Here is an 18,834-nt window from a genome sequence, read left to right on the forward strand (position 1 = left end):
GATCCCGGTGATCTGCGACGAGCAGCTCGTCGTCGAGTACTACGCCCGCTGATCCCTCGGCAGCCGTAGCACCAGCGCTCAAGGCCCGCCGTCCGTCCGCCCCTCGGGGCGGGGGCGGCGGGCCTTCGCACACCCGGACACCCCGGCGCCGACGGGCCCTAATCCGGTACGGAACGGCCGCGTCGGCGCGATAGGCTCGCCTCCAGAGACAGGTGTTCACACAACAGGGACAACAGGGAGCGGGTGCGCAGTGTCCGGTGGAGAGGTGGCCGGCATCCTGGTGGCCGTCTTCTGGGCGATTCTGGTCTCCTTCCTCGCCGTCGCGCTGGCGAGACTGGCCCAGACGCTCAAGGCGACCACCAGACTCGTCGCGGACGTGACCGACCAGGCCGTCCCGCTGCTCGCCGACGCCTCCGCGACGGTGCGGTCCGCGCAGACCCAGCTCGACCGGGTCGACGCGATCGCCTCCGACGTCCAGGAAGTCACGTCGAACGCCTCCGCGCTCTCGTCGACCGTCGCCTCCACCTTCGGCGGCCCCCTGGTGAAGGTCGCCGCCTTCGGCTACGGCGTCCGCCGGGCCCTCGGCGGCCGCCGGGAGGACACGCCCGCCCGGGAGCCCCGGCGTACCGTGATCGTGGGCCGCGCGGTCTCCCGGCGGGAGAAGCGGAACGCCCGTGGAAAGAGGGACTGAGACCTAGCGATGTTCCGCCGTACCTTCTGGTTCACCACCGGCGTCGCCGCCGGGGTCTGGGCCACCACCAAGGTCAACCGCAAGCTGAAGCAGCTCACCCCCGAGAGCCTCGCCGCGACCGCGGCGAACAAGGCCCTGGAGACCGGAGCGCGCATCAAGGACCGAGCGGTGGGCTTCGCGCTCGACGTCCGCGACAACATGGCCCGGCGGGAGGCCGAACTCGAGGACGCCCTCGGTATCGGCGACGACCCCGAACTGCCCGCGCCCCGGCGGTACACCGCCATCGAGAACCGCACCCACCCGAAGTACCTCGACAGCTCGACGTACTCGCACAACCGGAATGAGGACCACTGATGGAGTCGGCCGAGATTCGCCGCCGCTGGCTGAGCTTCTTCGAGGAGCGCGGGCACACCGTCGTCCCTTCGGCGTCGCTCATCGCGGACGACCCGACTCTGCTGCTCGTCCCCGCCGGCATGGTGCCCTTCAAGCCCTACTTCCTGGGTGAGGTCAAGCCCCCCTTCGCGCGCGCCACCAGCGTGCAGAAGTGCGTGCGCACGCCCGACATCGAAGAGGTCGGCAAGACCACCCGCCACGGCACGTTCTTCCAGATGTGCGGCAACTTCTCCTTCGGCGACTACTTCAAGGAAGGCGCCATCAGTTACGCCTGGGAGCTGCTCACCAGCCCCCAGGACAAGGGCGGTTACGGTCTGGAGCCGGAGAAGCTCTGGATCACCGTCTACCAGGACGACGACGAGGCCGAGCGCATCTGGCACGAGGTCGTCGGGGTGCCGAAGGAGCGCATCCAGCGCCTCGGCATGAAGGACAACTACTGGTCCATGGGCGTCCCCGGCCCCTGCGGCCCCTGTTCCGAGATCAACTACGACCGCGGCCCCGAGTTCGGCGCCGAGGGCGGCCCCGCCGTCAACGACGAGCGGTACGTGGAGATCTGGAACCTCGTCTTCATGCAGTTCGAGCGCGGCGAGGGCATCGGCAAGGACAACTTCGAGATCCTCGGCGAGCTGCCCAGCAAGAACATCGACACGGGCCTCGGCCTGGAGCGTCTCGCCATGATTCTGCAAGGCGTGCAGAACATGTACGAGATCGACACCTCCATGGCCGTCATCGACAAGGCCACCGAGCTGACCGGCGTGGCCTACGGCGACGCCCACGCCTCGGACGTCTCGCTGCGCGTGGTCACCGACCACATGCGCACCTCGGTGATGCTCATCGGCGACGGCGTCACCCCCGGCAACGAGGGCCGCGGCTACGTCCTGCGCCGCATCATGCGCCGCGCCATCCGCAACATGCGCCTCCTCGGCGCCACCGGCCCCGTCGTCAAGGACCTGGTCGACACCGTCATCGCGATGATGGGGCAGCAGTACCCCGAGCTGGTCACCGACCGCGAGCGCATCGAGAACGTCGCCCTGGCCGAGGAGAACGCCTTCCTCAAGACGCTGCGGGCCGGCACCAACATCCTCGACACCGCCATCACCGAGACCAAGGCCGCCGGCGGCGCCGTCCTCGCCGGCGACAAGGCGTTCCTGCTCCACGACACCTGGGGCTTCCCGATCGACCTCACCCTGGAGATGGCCGCCGAGCAGGGGCTGTCCGTGGACGAGGACGGCTTCCGCCGTCTGATGAAGGAGCAGCGGGACAAGGCCAAGGCCGACGCCCAGGCCAAGAAGACCGGGCACGCCGGAGCCGGCGCCTACCGCGAGATCGCCGACCAGGCCGGCGAGACCGACTTCATCGGCTACTCCGACACCGAGGGCGAGACCACCGTCGTCGGCATCCTGGTCGACGGCGTCTCCTCCCCGGCCGCCTCCGAGGGCGACGAGGTCGAGATCGTCCTGGACCGCACCCCGTTCTACGCCGAGGGCGGCGGCCAGATCGGCGACACCGGCCGGATCAAGGTGGACACCGGTGCCGTCATCGAGATCCGCGACACCCAGAAGCCGGTCCCGGGCGTCTACGTCCACAAGGGCGTCGTCCAGGTCGGCGAGGTGACCGTCGGCGCCAAGGCCCACGCCTCCATCGACCGCCGGCGCCGTACGGCCATCGCCCGCGCCCACTCGGCCACCCACCTCACCCACCAGGCCCTGCGTGACGCGCTCGGCCCGACGGCCGCCCAGGCCGGTTCCGAGAACCAGCCCGGCCGCTTCCGCTTCGACTTCGGTTCGCCGTCCGCCGTTCCGACGGCCGTGATGACCGACGTCGAGCAGAAGATCAACGAGGTGCTCGCCCGCGATCTCGACGTGCACGCCGAGGTCATGGGCATCGACGAGGCCAGGAAGCAGGGCGCCATCGCCGAGTTCGGCGAGAAGTACGGCGAGCGGGTCCGGGTGGTGACCATCGGCGACTTCTCCAAGGAGCTGTGCGGCGGCACGCACGTCCACAACACCGCCCAGCTCGGTCTGGTGAAGCTGCTCGGCGAGTCGTCGATCGGCTCCGGTGTGCGCCGGATCGAGGCCCTCGTGGGTGTCGACGCCTACAACTTCCTGGCCCGGGAGCACACGGTCGTCGCCCAGCTCCAGGAGCTGATCAAGGGCCGCCCGGAGGAGCTTCCGGAGAAGGTCTCCGCCATGCTCGGCAAGCTGAAGGACGCCGAGAAGGAGATCGAGAAGTTCCGCGCCGAGAAGGTCCTCCAGGCCGCCGCCGGTCTGGTGGAGTCCGCCAAGGACGTCCGCGGCATCGCCGTGGTGACCGGACAGGTCCCGGACGGCACCACCCCGGACGACCTGCGCAAGCTGGTCCTCGACGTGCGCGGCCGCATCCAGGGCAGCCGGGCCGCCGTCGTCGCCCTGTTCACGGTGAACAACGGCAAGCCGCTGACGGTCATCGCCACCAACGAGGCCGCCCGTGAGCGCGGCCTCAAGGCCGGCGACCTGGTCCGTACGGCCGCCAAGACCCTCGGCGGCGGCGGTGGCGGCAAGCCGGACGTCGCCCAGGGCGGCGGCCAGAACCCGGCCGCCGTCGGGGACGCCGTCGACGCGGTCGAGCGGCTCGTGGCCGAGACGGCCAAGTGAGCCAGGCCATGCGCAAGGGCCGCCGGCTCGCGATCGACGTCGGGGACGCCCGGATCGGGGTCGCCTCGTGCGACCCCGACGGGATCCTCGCCACCCCGGTGGAGACGGTCCCCGGCCGGGACGTCCCGGCGGCCCACCGCCGGCTGCGGCAGTTGGTCGAGGAGTACGAACCGATCGAGGTCGTCGTCGGTCTCCCTCGCTCCCTCAAGGGGGGCGAGGGCCCGGCCGCGGTCAAGGTCCGCGCCTTCGCGGGGGAGCTGGCCAAGGGCATCGCACCGGTGCCGGTACGCCTGGTGGACGAGCGGATGACGACCGTGACGGCCAGTCAGGGACTGCGTGCCTCGGGGGTGAAATCCAAGAAGGGCCGTTCGGTCATCGACCAGGCAGCCGCTGTGATCATCCTTCAGCAGGCGCTGGAATCCGAACGGGTGTCAGGCAAAGCACCGGGCGAGGGCGTCGAAGTGGTCATCTGATCGCGATACGGTAACGTTCCGCGCGATGCGGTGGTGTTCGAACAGCCGCCGCACAGAGAGAGGCGGACACGATGACCGGCCCGTGCAAGCCGCGTGATCGCCGCCTCGCGGCTCTAGGGGATCGATGACTGAGTATGGCCGGGGTCCAGGCTCCGAACCGTGGCATCCGGAGGACCCGTTGTACGGGGACGGCGGATGGGAAGGGCAGCAGGCCCCCATGGCCGGACAGCAGCCTGCCTACGGCGGCCAGCAGCAGCACCCCTACCCGCAGCAGCAGGCGCAGTACGGCGACTGGGGTCAGGGCCAGCCGCAGCAGTACGGCCAGCAGCAGTACCCGCAGCAGTCGTACGACCAGCAGGGTTACGGCCAGCAGCAGCAGTCCTACGATCATCAGCAGTACGCCCATCAGGCCCAGCAGCAGGGCTACCAGGAGGGGTATCACGAGGGCGGCTGGGACGGCACGGGCACGCACGCGCACGTCCCCTACGCCCCCGACCCGGGTGACCCGTACGGCCAGCAGGCCGCCGCGTACGGCGCGGAGCAGCCCGACTTCTACGGCACCCAGGACGCCTATCCGCCGCCCGAGCCGCCCGCCCGTCGGCACCCGGAGCCGGGTGCCGAGCCGAGGACGCGGGCGGAGCCCGAGCGGAAACCCGAGTGGGACCCGGATCCCGAGGAGCAGGGCGAGCACCCCTTTTTCGCGGGCGGCGGGGCGGATGACGACGACGAGGACGAGGACCGGTACGCACGGGCCGGCCGGGGCGGCGGGGACGACGACGAGGACGAGTCCGAAGGGCGCGGCGGCCGTGGTGACCGCGGTGACCGCCGGGGCCGTGGCGGCAAGGGCGCGAAGGACGGCAAGGGTCCCCAGGGCAAGAAGAGCCGCAACGGCTGCGCCTGCCTGGTCGTCGCACTGGTGTTCGCCGGTGGTCTGGGCGGGGTCACCTACCTCGGCTACAGCTTCTACCAGAATCGTTACGGCGCGGCCCCGGACTACGCGGGCGGCGGCTCCGGTCAGTCGGTGAGCGTGCAGGTCCCCGAGGGCTCGGGCGGGGCCAGGATCGGCCAGCTCCTGAAGGAGGCCGGGGTGGTGAAGAGCGTCGACGCGTTCGTGTCCGCCTTCACGAGTAATCCCGACGGCGACAAGATCCAGGCGGGCGCGTACATCCTGAAGAAGGAGATGTCCGCGGAGAGCGCCGTCGAGATGATGCTCGACCCGGCCAGCCAGGCCAATGTGATGGTCAACCCCGGGCACCGCAACATCCAGGTCTACAAGATCATCGACGAGAAGCTCGACCTCGCCGCCGGCACCACCCGGAAGGTCGCGGAGTCCAAGTTCGACGAACTCGGCCTGCCCGACTGGGCGAACGACGACGAGGACATCAAGGACCCGCTGGAGGGCTTCCTCTACCCGGGCACCTATCCCGCGGCCAAGGGCATGAAGCCCGAGGCGGTCCTGAAGCCGATGGTCGCCCAGGCCAACGAGGTCTACGAGAAGTACGACCTGGAGGCGAAGGCGAAGGAGCTCAAGCTGGACGGGCCGCTCCAGGTCGTCACCGTCGCCAGCCTGGTCCAGGCCGAGGGCAAGACGCTGGACGACTACCGCAAGATGGCGGAGGTCGTCTACAACCGGCTCAAGCCGACGAACACCGAGACCTACCAGTTGCTCCAGTTCGACTCGACCTTCAACTACCTGAGGAACGAGAGCAAGATCCAGATCAGCGAGTCCGAGATCAACAGCAACAAGGACCCGTACAACACCTACACCAACAAGGGTCTGCCGCCGGGGCCGATCGGCAACCCCGGTGCGGACGCGATGAAGGCCACGCTGAACCCGACCAGTTCCGGCTGGATCTACTTCGTGGCCACCGACGGTGTGAGCAAGACCGAATTCGCCAGGACCGCCGCGGAATTCCAGAAGCTCAAGGACAAGTTCAATGCAAGCAGGGGCAACTGACGCCCGCCGGGCCGCAGTTCTCGGCAGTCCCATCGCCCACTCGCTCTCCCCGGTGCTGCACCGCGCCGCGTACGAGGCGCTGGAGCTGACCGGCTGGACGTACGACCGCTTCGAGATCGACGAGGCGGCCCTGCCCGGCTTCGTCGACGGGCTCGGCCCCGAGTGGGCCGGTCTCTCGCTGACCATGCCGCTCAAGCGCGCGGTCATCCCCCTGCTGGACGAGATCAGCGAGACGGCGGCCTCCGTGGGCGCCGTGAACACCCTGGTCCTCGGCGAGGACGGCCGCCGGACCGGCGACAACACCGACATCCCCGGCATGGTCGCCGCACTGCGCGAGCACGGCGTCGAGCAGGTCGGCTCCGCCGCGATCCTGGGCGCCGGCGCGACCGCCTCCTCGGCCCTGGCCGCGCTGTCCCGGATCTGCACCGGCGAGATCGTCGCGTACGTGCGCAGCGCGGCGCGGGCCGTCGAGATGCGGGAGTGGGGCGAGCGGCTCGACGTCGAGGTACGGATCGCCGACTGGGCGGACGCGGCGCAGGCCCTGCGCTTCCCGCTGGTCGTCGCGACCACCCCGGCCGGGACCACCGACGCCCTCGCCGTCGCCGTACCGGAGCGGCCCACCACCCTCTTCGACGTGCTCTACGACCCCTGGCCCACCGAACTGGCCGCCCGCTGGTCCATGTTCGGCGGCGCGGTCGTCAGCGGCCTCGACCTGCTCGTCCACCAGGCGGTGCTCCAGGTGGAACAGATGACGGGCCGCACCCCCGTCCCGGTGGAGGTCATGCGCAAGGCGGGCGAACAGGCCCTGGCCGCGCGGCAGGACCCCGAGGTCTGACCGCCGGCCGCCGCCCGCCCGGCGGCGCCGCACCTGACATCCTCGCGTCCGCTTCGTGGACCGGGGCCGGTCCACCGGGCGGGACGTGGGAGGATCGGAGGTGGCGGGCCGGGGCCGCGCACCCGGTCGGCGTCGACGTCGTACGCGAGGACACGCGTGCGCAGGGCAGTACCAGGGCGCGAGACTGAGGAGCATCGTTGAGCAGGCTGCGTTGGCTGACCGCGGGGGAGTCCCACGGTCCCGCACTTGTCGCGACGCTGGAGGGCCTTCCCGCCGGCGTGCCGATCACCACGGAGATGGTGGCCGACCATCTGGCGCGGCGGCGGCTCGGCTATGGACGCGGCGCCCGGATGAAGTTCGAGCGCGACGAGGTGACCTTCCTCGGCGGCGTCCGGCACGGACTCACCCTCGGCTCCCCGGTCGCGATCATGGTCGGCAACACCGAATGGCCCAAGTGGGACCAGGTCATGGCGGCCGACCCGGTCGACCCGGAGATCCTCGCGGGCCTCGCGCGCAACGCGCCCCTGACCCGTCCCCGCCCCGGCCACGCCGACCTGGCCGGCATGCAGAAGTACGGCTTCGACGAGGCCCGCCCGATCCTGGAGCGCGCCTCCGCCCGCGAGACGGCGGCCCGGGTCGCCCTCGGCGCGGTCGCCCGGTCGTACCTCAAGGAGACGGCCGGCATCGAGATCGTCTCGCACGTGATCGAACTGGCCGCCGCCAAGGCCCCCTACGGGGTCTACCCGACCCCCGCCGACGTCGAGAAGCTGGACGCCGACCCGGTGCGCTGCCTGGACGCGGACGCGTCGAAGGCGATGGTCGCGGAGATCGACCAGGCCCACAAGGACGGCGACACCCTCGGCGGTGTCGTCGAGGTGCTCGCCCACGACGTGCCGGTGGGCCTCGGCTCGCACGTGCACTGGGACCGCCGGCTGGACGCCCGGCTGGCCGCCGCCCTCATGGGCATCCAGGCCATCAAGGGCGTCGAGGTCGGCGACGGCTTCGACCTCGCGCGCGTGCCGGGCTCCAAGGCCCACGACGAGATCCTCACCACGCCCGAGGGCATCCGGCGCTCCTCCGGCCGCTCCGGCGGCACCGAGGGCGGTCTGACCACCGGCGAGCTGCTGCGCGTGCGTGCCGCGATGAAGCCGATCGCGACCGTCCCGCGCGCCCTCCAGACCGTCGACGTCGTCACCGGCGAGGCCGCCCAGGCCCACCACCAGCGCTCCGACGTCTGCGCGGTGCCCGCGGCCGGCATCGTCGCCGAGGCGATGGTGGCGCTCGTCCTCGCGGACGCGGTCGCCGAGAAGTTCGGCGGCGACAGCGTGCCCGAGACCCGCCGCAACGTCCGGTCGTACCTCGACAACCTGCACATCCGATGAGCGGGCCGCTGGTCGTCCTGGTCGGGCCGATGGGCGTCGGCAAGTCCACCGTGGGGCTGCTGCTGGCCGAGCGGCTGGGCACCGGCTACCGGGACACCGACGACGACATCGTCGCCGAGCAGGGCCGCAGCATCGCGGAGATCTTCGTCGACGAGGGCGAGGACGCCTTCCGCGCGCTCGAGAAGCAGGCCGTGGCCCGCGCGCTCGGCGAGCACACCGGCGTCCTCGCGCTCGGCGGCGGCGCCGTCCTGGACGCGGACACGCGTGCCCTGCTCGCCGGACAGCGGGTGCTCTATCTGTCGATGGACGTCGAGGAGGCCGTGCGGCGCACCGGCCTGGGCGTCGCCCGCCCGCTGCTCGCGGTCAACCCGCGCAAGCAGTGGCGCGAACTGATGGACGCCCGCCGCCCCCTGTACGAGGGCGTCGCCACGGCCGTGGTGGCCACCGACGGCCGTACGGCCGAAGAGGTCGCCCGAGTCGCCCTGGACGCACTGGAGTTGAAGGACGCATGAGCAGCGAGTCGGTAACACGGATCAGGGTCGGCGGCAGCGCGGGCTCGGAGCCGTACGAGGTTCTGGTCGGCCGTCGGCTCCTCGGTGAACTCGGCGGGCTGATCGGCGACCGCGTGAAGCGGGTCGCCGTGATCCACCCCGAGGCGCTCGCCGAGACCGGTGACGCGCTCCGCGCCGACCTGGCCGAACAGGGCTACGAGGCCGTCGCCATCCAGGTGCCCAACGCGGAGGAGGCCAAGACCGCCGAGGTCGCCGCCTACTGCTGGAAGGCGCTCGGCCAGTCCGGATTCACCCGCACCGACGTCGTGGTGGGCGTCGGCGGCGGCGCCACCACCGACCTCGCCGGGTTCGTGGCCGCCACCTGGCTGCGCGGCGTGCGCTGGATCGCCGTCCCGACCACCGTCCTCGCCATGGTCGACGCGGCCGTCGGCGGCAAGACCGGCATCAACACCGCCGAGGGCAAGAACCTCGTCGGCGCCTTCCACCCGCCGGCCGGTGTCCTGTGCGACCTGGCCGCGCTGGACTCCCTCCCGGTCCACGACTACGTCTCCGGGCTCGCCGAGATCATCAAGGCCGGTTTCATCGCCGACCCGGTGATCCTCGACCTCATCGAGGCCGACCCGGAGGCCGCGCGCACCCCGGCCGGACCGCACACGGCCGAGCTGATCGAGCGCTCCATCCAGGTCAAGGCGGACGTCGTCTCCTCCGACCTCAAGGAGTCCGGGCTGCGGGAGATCCTCAACTACGGCCACACCCTCGCGCACGCCATCGAGAAGAACGAGCGCTACAAGTGGCGCCACGGCGCCGCCGTCTCCGTCGGCATGCACTTCGCCGCCGAACTGGGCCGTCTCGCAGGCCGGTTGGACGACGCCACGGCCGACCGGCACCGTACGGTCCTGGAGTCCGTCGGGCTGCCGCTGTTCTACCGGTACGACCAGTGGCCCAAGCTGCTGGAGACCATGAAGGTCGACAAGAAGTCCCGCGGCGATCTGCTGCGGTTCATCGTCCTCGACGGGCTGGCCAAGCCGACCGTCCTGGAGGGCCCCGACCCGGCGGTGCTGCTCGCCGCCTACGGGGAAGTCGGACAGTAGGCCCGAGCAGGAGGACACTACGTCCCCCAGGTTCCCCTTCCGCCCGATTCGCCGGGCACACCGGGCACTTCGGGCCGCCCCCGGCCGTTCACCAAACGACGGTCGGGGGCGGTACCGTTCAGAATCGAAAACGGGGGCATACGTTCCCGTCGTCAGCGCCCATCGCCTGTACGAGACGGAGTGGCACCGGATGCAGCACGCAGTGGGTTCTCCGCTGCCGCCGCCCCACCAGCCGGGGCACGGTCCGGCCGTCGGCTGGTCGTCGGCCGCACATCTGCCGGGGCCGCACCAGCCGGGCGGCACCCCGCCCCCGCCCCCACCGGGCTTCGTCGGCGCCCCCTCGGGCCCGGTGCCGCCCGCGCCGCAGCCACCGGTGCCCCCGGTCCCGCCGCCCCCGGCTCCGCAGCACGCGCCCGTTCCGCCGGCCCCGCCCGGACCGTCGCACGCGTCCCACCCGCCCGGCTCCTCCGGCACCGAGGTCACCGGGCACCTTCCGCTGCCCCCGGGCGGTCCGGTCCCCATGCCCAGCATGCCGCCCGCCGCGACCGCCCCCGACCCGGGCGCCACCACCCTCGCCGTGCTGCTCATCGGGCCCGCGGGCGCCGGGAAGACCAGCGTCGCCAAGTTCTGGGCCGACCACCGCCGGGTGCCCACCGCCCACATCAGCCTGGACGACGTCCGCGAATGGGTCCGCTCCGGCTTCGCCGACCCGCAGAGCGGGTGGAACGACCACTCCGAGGCCCAGTACCGGCTGGCCCGCCGCACCTGCGGCTTCGCCGCCCGCAACTTCCTGGCCAACGGCATCTCGTGCATCCTCGACGACGCGATCTTCCCGGACCGCCCGGCCGTCGGCCTCGGCGGCTGGAAGCGCCACGTCGGCCCGGGGCTTCTGCCGGTCGTCCTGCTGCCCGGCCTGGAGGTCGTCCTGGAGCGCAACGCGCAACGCTCCGGCAACCGCCGTCTCACCGACGAGGAGGTCGCCCGTATCCACGGCCGGATGGCCGGGTGGTACGGCTCGGGCCTGCCGATCATCGACAACACCGCGCTGGACGTCCCGTCGACCGCACGGGTCCTGGACGAGGTGCTGGCCAGAGCGATCGCAAGCCCGCCGAAGTGGTGAACCCGGCCGAAGGCTGAGTCCGGCAGGGTGGGTGAGCGTGGCCGAGGTGAGTCCGGCCGAGGTGAGCCTGGCCGAGCGGCGATCCGGGCCGGGACGGTGAGCCCTGCCAAGTGGTGAGCCTGGCCGAGGGATGATCCCGCCCGAGTCGTGAGTCCGGCCGAGGGGTGAGTCCGGCCCGGAGAAACGCCGGCAGGGCACCCCACTCGGCCCCTCCCAACCGGCACAATCCGGGCATGGCTCCTACGCTCGACTCATGTCAGACCTGTACGCGTCTCGCCGAACCCGCCTGAGGGAACGCTGCACCGCGGCCGGCAACGCGGCAGCGCTCGTCTCCAGTCCGGCCAATGTGAGGTACCTCGCCGGAGCCGCCCCGCGCGGCGCCGTGCTGCTCCTCGGCAAAGGGGAGGACGTCCTCGTCTGCCCCGGCCCGCCCGACGACCGCCCCGGTGAGGAGCGCCCGGACGACAGCCTGCGCGTCCACCTCCTGTCCCGTCCCGGCGGCGACCCGGCCGTCGCGGCGGCCGACCTCCTGACGGCCCGTCCCGGCGGCGACTCCCTCGCCATCGAGGAACACCACCTCACCGTCGCCCGCCACCGCGAACTGCGCTCGGTCGTCCCCCGGCTGCGCGTCGCCGACCTGGGCACCGCCGTGGAACAGCTCAGGGTCGTCAAGGACGAGGAGGAGATCTCCTGTCTGCGGATCGGCGCCGAGATCGCCGACCAGGCCCTCGGCGAGCTGCTGGAATCCATCCTGGTGGGCCGTACCGAACGCCATCTCGCCCTGGAGCTGGAGCGACGGCTCGTCGACCACGGCGCCGACGGGCCCGCCTTCCCCACCTCCGTCGCCACCGGCCCGAACTCCGGCCGCCGCGGGCACCGGCCCACGGACCGGCGGGTGGAGGAGGGCGACTTCCTCTCCGTCTGCCTGGGCGCGGCCTACCGCGGCTACCGCTGCGAGATCGGCCGTACGTTCGTCATCGGCACCTCTCCCGCCGACTGGCAGATCGAGCTGTACGACCTGGTCTTCGCCGCCCAGCGCGCCGGACGGGAGAGCCTGGTACCGGGCGCCGCCTACCGTGACGTGGACCGCGCGGCCCGCCAGGTACTGGGCTCCGCCGGGTACCACGAGGGCCTTCCGGCGCTCACCGGGCACGGCGTCGGACTCGAAATCGACGAGGACCCGCAGTTGGCCCCCGCGGCCATGGGTAAACTGGACGCTTGCGTGCCGGTCACCGTCGAACCGGGGGTCCACCTCCCGGGCCGGGGCGGCGTCCGGATCGATGACACGCTCGTCGTACGCCCCGAGGCGGACGGCGGACCCGAGCTACTCACCATCACGACCAAGGAGCTGCTCGCCCTCTAGGCAGGTGCGTGCCCCCGGGGTCGTCCACGTCAGTCCAGGAGATTCCGCAACCGTGGCTTCCACGAACGACCTCAAGAACGGCCTGGTGCTCAAGCTCGAAGGCGGCCAGCTCTGGTCCGTCGTCGAGTTCCAGCACGTCAAGCCCGGCAAGGGCCCGGCCTTCGTGCGCACCAAGCTCAAGAACGTGCTGTCCGGCAAGGTGGTCGACAAGACCTTCAACGCCGGCGTCAAGGTCGAGACGGCCACTGTCGACAAGCGCGACATGCAGTTCTCGTACATGGACGGCGAGTACTTCGTCTTCATGGACATGGACACGTACGACCAGCTCATGATCGACCGCAAGACGGTCGGCGACGCCGCCAACTTCCTGGTCGAGGGCTTCACCGCCACCGTCGCCCAGCACGAGGGCGAGGTGCTCTTCGTCGAGCTGCCGGCCGCCGTCGAGCTGGTCATCCAGGAGACCGAGCCGGGCCTCCAGGGCGACCGCTCCACCGGTGGCACCAAGCCCGCCACCCTGGAGACCGGCCACCAGATCCAGGTCCCGCTCTTCATCACCACCGGTGAGAAGATCAAGGTCGACACCCGCACCAGCGACTACCTCGGCCGGGTGAACAGCTAACCGTGGCTGCCCGCAACACGGCCCGCAAGCGTGCCTTCCAGATCCTCTTCGAGGGCGACCAGCGCGGAGCCGATGTCCTGACGGTCCTCGCGGACTGGGTGCGGCTCTCCCGGGCCGACACCCGGCAGCCGCCGGTCAGCGAGTACACCATGCAGCTCGTCGAGGGCTACGCCGGGCACGCGCGGCGGATCGACGAGCTGATCTCCCAGTACGCCGTCGGCTGGACGCTCGACCGGATGCCGGTCGTCGACCGCAACCTCCTGCGGCTGGGCGCCTACGAGCTGATCTGGGTCGACGAGACCCCGGACGCCGTCGTCCTCGACGAGATGGTGCAGCTCGCGAAGGAGTTCTCCACGGACGAGTCGCCCTCGTTCGTCAACGGCCTGCTCGGCCGGCTGAAGGAGCTCAAGCCGTCGCTGCGCCGCGACGAGGCGTAGAAGCGCCGGAACGACACGCCGGAGGGCCCGCAGCAGCACGCTGCGGGCCCTCCGGCGTGTCCGAGGCTCCCCGGGGCCCCGAGCGCCCGCTCCTGGTCCCAGGAGCCCCACAGGCCCCTGGAAACACCGCCGGGGTGGCCGGAACCCTCAGGTTCCGGCCACCCCGGCGGCACGTTTCTGCTGAGTCCCTACGGTGCTCAGTTCTCCTCGTGGGACACCGCGCGGCGCGCGTCCGCGTCCAGCACGCCCCAACTGATGAGCTGCTCGGTGAGGACCGAGGGCGACTGGTCGTAGATGACGGCGAGGGTGCGCAGGTCGTCCTGGCGGATCGAGAGCACCTTGCCGTTGTAGTCGCCGCGCTGGGACTGGATCGTCGCCGCGTAGCGCTGGAGGGGGCCCGCCTTCTCGACCGGCACATGGGCCAGCCGCTCCAGGTCGAGGACCAGCTTCGGCGGCGGCTCGGCGGCGCCGCCCGGGGTGGTGCCCGGCAGCAGTTCCTGCACGGGTACGCCGTAGAAATCAGCCAGTTCGGCAAGACGCTGCACGGTCACGGCACGGTCGCCGCGCTCGTACGAACCGACCACGACCGCCTTCCAGCGTCCCTGGGACTTCTCCTCGACACCGTGGAGGGAAAGGCCCTGCTGGGTGCGGATCGCCCGGAGCTTGGCCCCGAGCTGTTTGGCGTATTCGCTGGACATATAGCTCCCCGGCATTGGGTCGACGCTACTGGCTTTGGTTCCGTGCCGCGCGGCTGGTAACTCACTGTGAGGTTACGCAGCGTGATTCTGCTGCGTCAAGCCGAATGGTCCACACCGACTCTTCCGTGCCCGCGATGGCTGATTACGCCAAGGGGGTGATCAGGGGCGTCGCCCCGGCCTGCTACCGTGGATGGCGCAAACCCGACGTCCTTTAAGGTCCGTCCCGTGAGGCGGAGAAGGAGGTCCTCTTCGTATGGACACTCAAGCGTCCGATGCGCGGCCCGTTCTCGAAGGCCCCGACATCGCGCGGGTACTGACCCGCATCGCCCACGAGATCGTCGAGCGCGCCAAGGGCGCCGACGACGTGGTGCTCCTCGGCATCCCGACCCGCGGCGTCTTCCTCGCCCAGCGGCTCGCCGCCAAGCTGGAGCAGATCACCGACCGCAAGATCCCGGTCGGCTCCCTCGACATCACGATGTACCGCGACGACCTGCGCATGCACCCGCCGCGTGCGCTGGCCCGCACCGAGATCCCCGGTGACGGCATCGACGGCCGGCTGGTCGTCCTCGTGGACGACGTGCTCTTCTCGGGCCGCACCATCCGCGCCGCCCTCGACGCGCTGAACGACATCGGGCGCCCGCGCGCGGTCCAGCTCGCCGTCCTCGTCGACCGCGGCCACCGCGAACTGCCCATCCGCGCCGACTACGTCGGCAAGAACCTCCCCACGTCGCTGCGGGAGACGGTCAAGGTCCAGCTCGCCGAGGAGGACGGTCGCGACACCGTGCTGCTCGGCGCCAAGCCGACCGCCCGGCAGTAGCACGCGCGCGTGCGGCCCCCTCGGGCCGTACGTCCCCTCGCCGTGCCCCTGCCTGCCCGGAATCTCCTGAATCTCTCGATCTGCCTTACGGAGCCTGACAGATGCAGCGTCATCTCATCTCGGCCGCCGATCTCACCCGTGACGACGCCGTCCTGATCCTCGACACCGCCGAGGAGATGGCCCGGGTCGCCGACCGGCCCATCAAGAAACTGCCGACCCTGCGCGGCCGCACGGTCGTCAACCTGTTCTTCGAGGACTCCACGCGTACGCGCATCTCCTTCGAGGCCGCCGAGAAGCGCCTCTCCGCGGACGTCATCAACTTCACCGCCAAGGGGTCCAGCGTCTCCAAGGGCGAGTCCCTGAAGGACACCGCGCAGACGCTGGAGGCCATGGGCGTCGACGCCGTCGTCATCCGGCACGGCGCCTCCGGGGCCCCGTACCGCCTGGCCACCTCCGGGTGGATCGACGCGGCCGTCATCAACGCCGGTGACGGCACCCACCAGCACCCCACCCAGGCCCTCCTCGACGCCTTCACCATGCGCCGCCGGCTGATCGGCCGGGACGCCGGGATCGGCCAGGACCTCGCCGGCAAGCGCGTCACCCTCGTCGGGGACGTCCTGCACAGCCGGGTCGCCCGCTCCAACGTCGACCTGCTGCACACCCTCGGCGCCGAGGTCACCCTCGTCGCCCCGCCCACCCTGGTGCCGGTCGGCGTCGAGACCTGGCCCTGCGAGGTCTCCTACGACCTCGACTCCACCCTGCCGAAGTCCGACGCCGTGATGATGCTGCGCGTCCAGCGCGAGCGGATGAACGCCGCGTTCTTCCCCACCGAGCGCGAGTACTCCCGGCGCTACGGCCTCGACGGCGAGCGGATGGCGCGGATGCCCGAGCACGCCATCGTGATGCACCCCGGCCCGATGGTGCGGGGCATGGAGATCACCGCCGAGGTCGCCGACTCCGACCGCTGCACCGTCGTCGAGCAGGTCGCCAACGGCGTGTCCATCCGGATGGCCGTGCTCTATCTGCTGCTCGGCGGCAACGAACCCGCCGTCAGCCACGCCCGCACCACCGAGGAGAAGTGACCACGATGAGCAAGATCCTGATCCGCGGTGCGAAGGTGCTCGGCGGCGAGCCGCAGGACGTCCTGATCGACGGCGAGACGATCGCCGCGGTCGGCCAGGACCTGGACGCCGAGGGCGCCGAGGTCGTCGAGGCCGCGGGGCGCGTGCTGCTGCCCGGTCTGGTCGATCTGCACACGCATCTGCGCGAGCCCGGCCGCGAGGACTCCGAGACCGTCCTCACCGGCACCCGCGCGGCCGCCTCCGGCGGCTACACGGCCGTCTTCGCCATGGCCAACACCTTCCCCGTCGCCGACACCGCCGGCGTGGTCGAGCAGGTCTGGCGTCTGGGCCGTGAGCACGGCTACTGCGACGTGCAGCCGATCGGCGCCGTCACCGTCGGCCTGGAGGGCCGCAAGCTCGCCGAACTGGGCGCCATGCACGAGTCGGCCGCCGGCGTCACCGTCTTCTCCGACGACGGCAAGTGCGTGGACGACGCCGTGATCATGCGGCGCGCCCTGGAGTACGTGAAGGCGTTCGGCGGGGTCGTCGCCCAGCACGCCCAGGAGCCCCGGCTGACCGAGGGCGCCCAGATGAACGAGGGCGTCGTCTCCGCCGAACTGGGCCTCGGGGGCTGGCCCGCGGTGGCCGAGGAGTCGATCATCGCCCGGGACGTCCTGCTCGCCGAGCACGTCGGCTCCCGCGTCCACATCTGCCACCTCTCCACCGCCGGCTCGGTCGAGATCGTCCGCTGGGCCAAGTCCCGCGGCATCGACGTCACCGCCGAGGTCACCCCGCACCACCTGCTCCTCACCGACGAGATGGTGCGCACCTACAACCCGGTCTACAAGGTCAACCCGCCGCTGCGCACCGAGCGGGACGTGCTCGCCCTGCGCGAGGCGCTCGCCGACGGCACCATCGACATCGTCGCCACCGACCACGCCCCGCACCCGCACGAGGACAAGGACTGCGAGTGGGCCGCGGCCGCCATGGGCATGGTCGGCCTGGAGACCGCGCTGTCGGTGGTCCAGGACACCATGGTGGACACGGGCCTGCTGACCTGGGCCGAGGTCGCCGACCGGATGTCCTTCGCCCCCGCGCGGATCGGCCGGGCGGGCGGCCACGGACGCCCCGTCTCGGCAGGTGAGCCCGCCAACCTCACGCTCGTGGACACGGCATACCGTGGATCCGTTGACCCCGCGGGCTTCGCCTCGCGCAGCCGGAACACCCCGTACGAGGGGCGTGAGCTGCCGGGCCGTGTGACGCACACCTGGCTCCGGGGCAAGGCCACGCTCGTCGACGGGAAGCTCACGTGACATCTGCTGCACTCCTGCTCGCGGCCGACCGGAAGTCGGCCGAAGTGACCGACTGGGCGGCACGCGCCGGCTGGGTCGTCGGTCTGCTGCTGTTCATCGCGCTCGTCTACTGGCTGATGCGCGAGGGCTGGAAGTGGCGCGGCACCCTCCAGGGCGACCTGCCCGAGCTCCCCACCGCGCCGGACGAGCCCGGCCCGGCGAGACTGAGCATGAGCGGCCGCTACCACGGCTCCACCACGGCGGGACAGTGGCTCGACCGCATCGTGGCGCACGGCCTGGGCACCCGCAGCCGCGTCGAGCTGACGCTCACCGACGCGGGCCTGGACGTCGTACGCCCCGGCGCGACCGACTTCTTCATCCCCGCCGCCGCACTGCGCGAGGCCCTGCTCGGCAAGGGCATCGCGGGCAAGGTCCTCACCGAGGGCGGCCTGCTGGTGGTGACCTGGGCGCACGGCGACCGGCTGCTCGACTCGGGCTTCCGCTCCGACCGCGCGGCGGAGCACACCGAGTGGGTCACCGCCATCAACTCCATGATCGAAAAGACGGAAACGACGGAAGGCGCACGATGACCACCTCCACCAGGGGGGCCACCAAGGTTCCCGCCGTACTCGTCCTGGAGGACGGCCGGATCTTCCGCGGCCGCGCCTACGGGGCCGTGGGGGAGACCTTCGGGGAAGCGGTGTTCTCCACCGGCATGACCGGCTACCAGGAGACCCTGACCGACCCGTCGTACGACCGCCAGATCGTCGTCGCGACCGCCCCGCAGATCGGCAACACCGGCTGGAACGACGAGGACGACGAGTCCGGCCGCATCTGGGTCTCCGGATACGTCGTGCGCGACCCCGCGCGCGTGCCGTCCAACTGGCGCGCCAAGCGGTCGCTGGACGACGAGCTGGAGCGGCAGGACGTGGTCGGCATCTCCGGCATCGACACCCGCGCCCTCACCCGCCACCTCCGCGAGCGCGGCTCCATGCGCGCGGGCATCTTCTCCGGCGAGGCCGTCGCCCCCGAGGCCGATCTCGTCGCGCGCGTGCTGGCCCAGCCGCAGATGAAGGGCGCCAGCCTCTACGAGGAGGTCGCCACCAAGGAGGCGTACGTCGTCCCCGCGATCGGCGAGAAGCGCTTCACGGTCGCCGCGATCGACCTCGGCATCAAGGGCATGACCCCGCACCGCATGGCCGAGCGCGGCATCGAGGTGCACGTCCTGCCCGCGACCGCCACCGCCGACGACGTCTACGCCGTCAACCCCGACGGCGTGTTCTTCTCCAACGGCCCCGGCGACCCCGCCACCGCCGACGGACCGGTCGCCCTGATGACCGCCGTCCTGGAGCGGAAGACCCCGCTGTTCGGCATCTGCTTCGGCAACCAGATCCTCGGCCGCGCCCTCGGCTTCGGCACCTACAAGCTGAAGTACGGCCACCGCGGCATCAACCAGCCGG

The 18,834-nt window shown here is 71.3% G+C and carries 19 protein-coding genes; 18 read left to right on the forward strand and 1 reads right to left on the reverse strand.

The annotated features are described in order from the left end of the window. Window positions 1-250: 250 nt before the first annotated feature. The 13 genes from G6W55_RS34215 to nusB all read left to right on the forward strand — a co-directional run bounded on the left by G6W55_RS34215 (window position 251) and on the right by nusB (window position 13,506). Complete coding sequence (locus tag G6W55_RS34215) at window positions 251-691, forward strand: DUF948 domain-containing protein (RefSeq protein WP_175524557.1); 441 nt, start codon at window positions 251-253, stop codon at window positions 689-691. A gap of 9 nt (window positions 692-700) precedes the next feature. After that, entirely contained in the window at window positions 701-1,045 is a 345-nt protein-coding gene (locus G6W55_RS34220; protein WP_030785903.1) for a hypothetical protein, read from the forward strand. Beyond that, window positions 1,045-3,717: an alanine--tRNA ligase gene (gene alaS / locus G6W55_RS34225; protein WP_175524558.1), complete on the forward strand. Its 2,673-nt coding sequence runs from the start codon at window positions 1,045-1,047 to the stop codon at window positions 3,715-3,717. Before G6W55_RS34220 ends, alaS begins: the two co-directional genes overlap by 1 nt. 8 nt (window positions 3,718-3,725) lie before the next feature. Next, window positions 3,726-4,190 carry a Holliday junction resolvase RuvX gene (ruvX, locus tag G6W55_RS34230; protein WP_030785898.1) on the forward strand — a complete coding sequence of 155 codons (465 nt, stop codon included), beginning with the start codon at window positions 3,726-3,728 and terminating at the stop codon, window positions 4,188-4,190. A gap of 124 nt (window positions 4,191-4,314) precedes the next feature. Further along, window positions 4,315-6,147 (forward strand): endolytic transglycosylase MltG, encoded by a 1,833-nt coding sequence (mltG, locus tag G6W55_RS34235; RefSeq protein ID WP_175524559.1) that lies wholly within the window; start codon window positions 4,315-4,317, stop codon window positions 6,145-6,147. Then, window positions 6,128-6,982, forward strand: a complete 855-nt coding sequence (locus tag G6W55_RS34240; RefSeq protein ID WP_175524560.1) for a shikimate dehydrogenase — start codon at window positions 6,128-6,130, stop codon at window positions 6,980-6,982. Before mltG ends, G6W55_RS34240 begins: the two co-directional genes overlap by 20 nt. 197 nt (window positions 6,983-7,179) lie before the next feature. Next, window positions 7,180-8,364 carry a chorismate synthase gene (gene aroC, locus G6W55_RS34245; protein WP_175524561.1) on the forward strand — a complete coding sequence of 395 codons (1,185 nt, stop codon included), beginning with the start codon at window positions 7,180-7,182 and terminating at the stop codon, window positions 8,362-8,364. Further along, a complete protein-coding gene (locus tag G6W55_RS34250) occupies window positions 8,361-8,876 on the forward strand; it encodes a shikimate kinase (RefSeq protein ID WP_175524562.1) in 516 nt (171 codons plus the stop codon). The genes aroC and G6W55_RS34250 overlap by 4 nt, the downstream gene beginning before the upstream one ends. Next, the gene (gene aroB / locus G6W55_RS34255) at window positions 8,873-9,967 is read left to right on the forward strand and encodes a 3-dehydroquinate synthase (protein WP_175524563.1); all 1,095 of its coding nucleotides are present in this window, start codon (window positions 8,873-8,875) and stop codon (window positions 9,965-9,967) included. Before G6W55_RS34250 ends, aroB begins: the two co-directional genes overlap by 4 nt. Before the next feature lie 190 nt (window positions 9,968-10,157). Continuing rightward, the gene (locus tag G6W55_RS34260; protein ID WP_175524564.1) at window positions 10,158-11,087 is read left to right on the forward strand and encodes a Pro-rich N-terminal domain-containing protein; all 930 of its coding nucleotides are present in this window, start codon (window positions 10,158-10,160) and stop codon (window positions 11,085-11,087) included. 253 nt (window positions 11,088-11,340) lie between these two features. Next, window positions 11,341-12,450 (forward strand): aminopeptidase P family protein, encoded by a 1,110-nt coding sequence (locus G6W55_RS34265; RefSeq protein ID WP_175524565.1) that lies wholly within the window; start codon window positions 11,341-11,343, stop codon window positions 12,448-12,450. A gap of 52 nt (window positions 12,451-12,502) precedes the next feature. Continuing rightward, entirely contained in the window at window positions 12,503-13,069 is a 567-nt protein-coding gene (gene efp, locus G6W55_RS34270; RefSeq protein ID WP_030785876.1) for an elongation factor P, read from the forward strand. 2 nt (window positions 13,070-13,071) lie between these two features. Then, entirely contained in the window at window positions 13,072-13,506 is a 435-nt protein-coding gene (nusB, locus tag G6W55_RS34275) for a transcription antitermination factor NusB (RefSeq protein ID WP_175524566.1), read from the forward strand. Between the two features lie 197 nt (window positions 13,507-13,703). Here the strand turns inward: nusB and bldD are convergent, their stop codons facing one another. Then, window positions 13,704-14,204, reverse strand: a complete 501-nt coding sequence (gene bldD / locus G6W55_RS34280; protein WP_030785871.1) for a transcriptional regulator BldD — start codon at window positions 14,202-14,204, stop codon at window positions 13,704-13,706. Window positions 14,205-14,457: 253 nt separating this feature from the next. Here bldD and pyrR point away from each other — a divergent pair, with 253 nt between their 5' ends. From pyrR to carA, 5 genes are all read left to right on the forward strand, one after another. Beyond that, the gene (gene pyrR, locus G6W55_RS34285; protein WP_030785868.1) at window positions 14,458-15,021 is read left to right on the forward strand and encodes a bifunctional pyr operon transcriptional regulator/uracil phosphoribosyltransferase PyrR; all 564 of its coding nucleotides are present in this window, start codon (window positions 14,458-14,460) and stop codon (window positions 15,019-15,021) included. Between the two features lie 101 nt (window positions 15,022-15,122). Continuing rightward, on the forward strand, window positions 15,123-16,103 hold the full coding sequence (locus G6W55_RS34290; RefSeq protein WP_030785865.1) for an aspartate carbamoyltransferase catalytic subunit: 981 nt from the start codon (window positions 15,123-15,125) through the stop codon (window positions 16,101-16,103). 5 nt (window positions 16,104-16,108) lie between these two features. Continuing rightward, window positions 16,109-17,395 (forward strand): dihydroorotase, encoded by a 1,287-nt coding sequence (locus G6W55_RS34295; protein WP_175524567.1) that lies wholly within the window; start codon window positions 16,109-16,111, stop codon window positions 17,393-17,395. Continuing rightward, window positions 17,392-17,964: a hypothetical protein gene (locus G6W55_RS34300; RefSeq protein ID WP_175524568.1), complete on the forward strand. Its 573-nt coding sequence runs from the start codon at window positions 17,392-17,394 to the stop codon at window positions 17,962-17,964. The genes G6W55_RS34295 and G6W55_RS34300 overlap by 4 nt, the downstream gene beginning before the upstream one ends. Beyond that, window positions 17,961-18,834: glutamine-hydrolyzing carbamoyl-phosphate synthase small subunit (gene carA / locus G6W55_RS34305; RefSeq protein ID WP_175524569.1), on the forward strand; the 874-nt coding region annotated here is incomplete at its 3' end. The genes G6W55_RS34300 and carA, both read left to right, overlap by 4 nt.

Source organism: Streptomyces sp. CAI-85 (assembly GCF_013363615.1).
In the GTDB taxonomy this organism is placed as follows: Bacteria; Actinomycetota; Actinomycetes; order Streptomycetales; family Streptomycetaceae; genus Streptomyces; species Streptomyces antibioticus_B.

Excerpts from the sequence above, each read along its gene's own strand:
- G6W55_RS34240 (WP_175524560.1), top strand. The coding sequence starts at position 6,128 with ATGCAAGCAGGGGCAACTGACGCCCGCCGGGCCGCAGTTCTCGGCAGT.
- G6W55_RS34220 (WP_030785903.1), top strand. The coding sequence starts at position 701 with ATGTTCCGCCGTACCTTCTGGTTCACCACCGGCGTCGCCGCCGGGGTC.
- alaS (WP_175524558.1), top strand. The coding sequence starts at position 1,045 with ATGGAGTCGGCCGAGATTCGCCGCCGCTGGCTGAGCTTCTTCGAGGAG.
- mltG (WP_175524559.1), top strand. The coding sequence starts at position 4,315 with ATGACTGAGTATGGCCGGGGTCCAGGCTCCGAACCGTGGCATCCGGAG.
- ruvX (WP_030785898.1), top strand. The coding sequence starts at position 3,726 with ATGCGCAAGGGCCGCCGGCTCGCGATCGACGTCGGGGACGCCCGGATC.
- G6W55_RS34265 (WP_175524565.1), top strand. The coding sequence starts at position 11,341 with ATGTCAGACCTGTACGCGTCTCGCCGAACCCGCCTGAGGGAACGCTGC.
- pyrR (WP_030785868.1), top strand. The coding sequence starts at position 14,458 with ATGGACACTCAAGCGTCCGATGCGCGGCCCGTTCTCGAAGGCCCCGAC.
- G6W55_RS34260 (WP_175524564.1), top strand. The coding sequence starts at position 10,158 with ATGCAGCACGCAGTGGGTTCTCCGCTGCCGCCGCCCCACCAGCCGGGG.
- G6W55_RS34250 (WP_175524562.1), top strand. The coding sequence starts at position 8,361 with ATGAGCGGGCCGCTGGTCGTCCTGGTCGGGCCGATGGGCGTCGGCAAG.
- G6W55_RS34295 (WP_175524567.1), top strand. The coding sequence starts at position 16,109 with ATGAGCAAGATCCTGATCCGCGGTGCGAAGGTGCTCGGCGGCGAGCCG.
- bldD (WP_030785871.1), bottom strand. The coding sequence starts at position 14,204 with ATGTCCAGCGAATACGCCAAACAGCTCGGGGCCAAGCTCCGGGCGATC.
- G6W55_RS34290 (WP_030785865.1), top strand. The coding sequence starts at position 15,123 with ATGCAGCGTCATCTCATCTCGGCCGCCGATCTCACCCGTGACGACGCC.
- aroB (WP_175524563.1), top strand. The coding sequence starts at position 8,873 with ATGAGCAGCGAGTCGGTAACACGGATCAGGGTCGGCGGCAGCGCGGGC.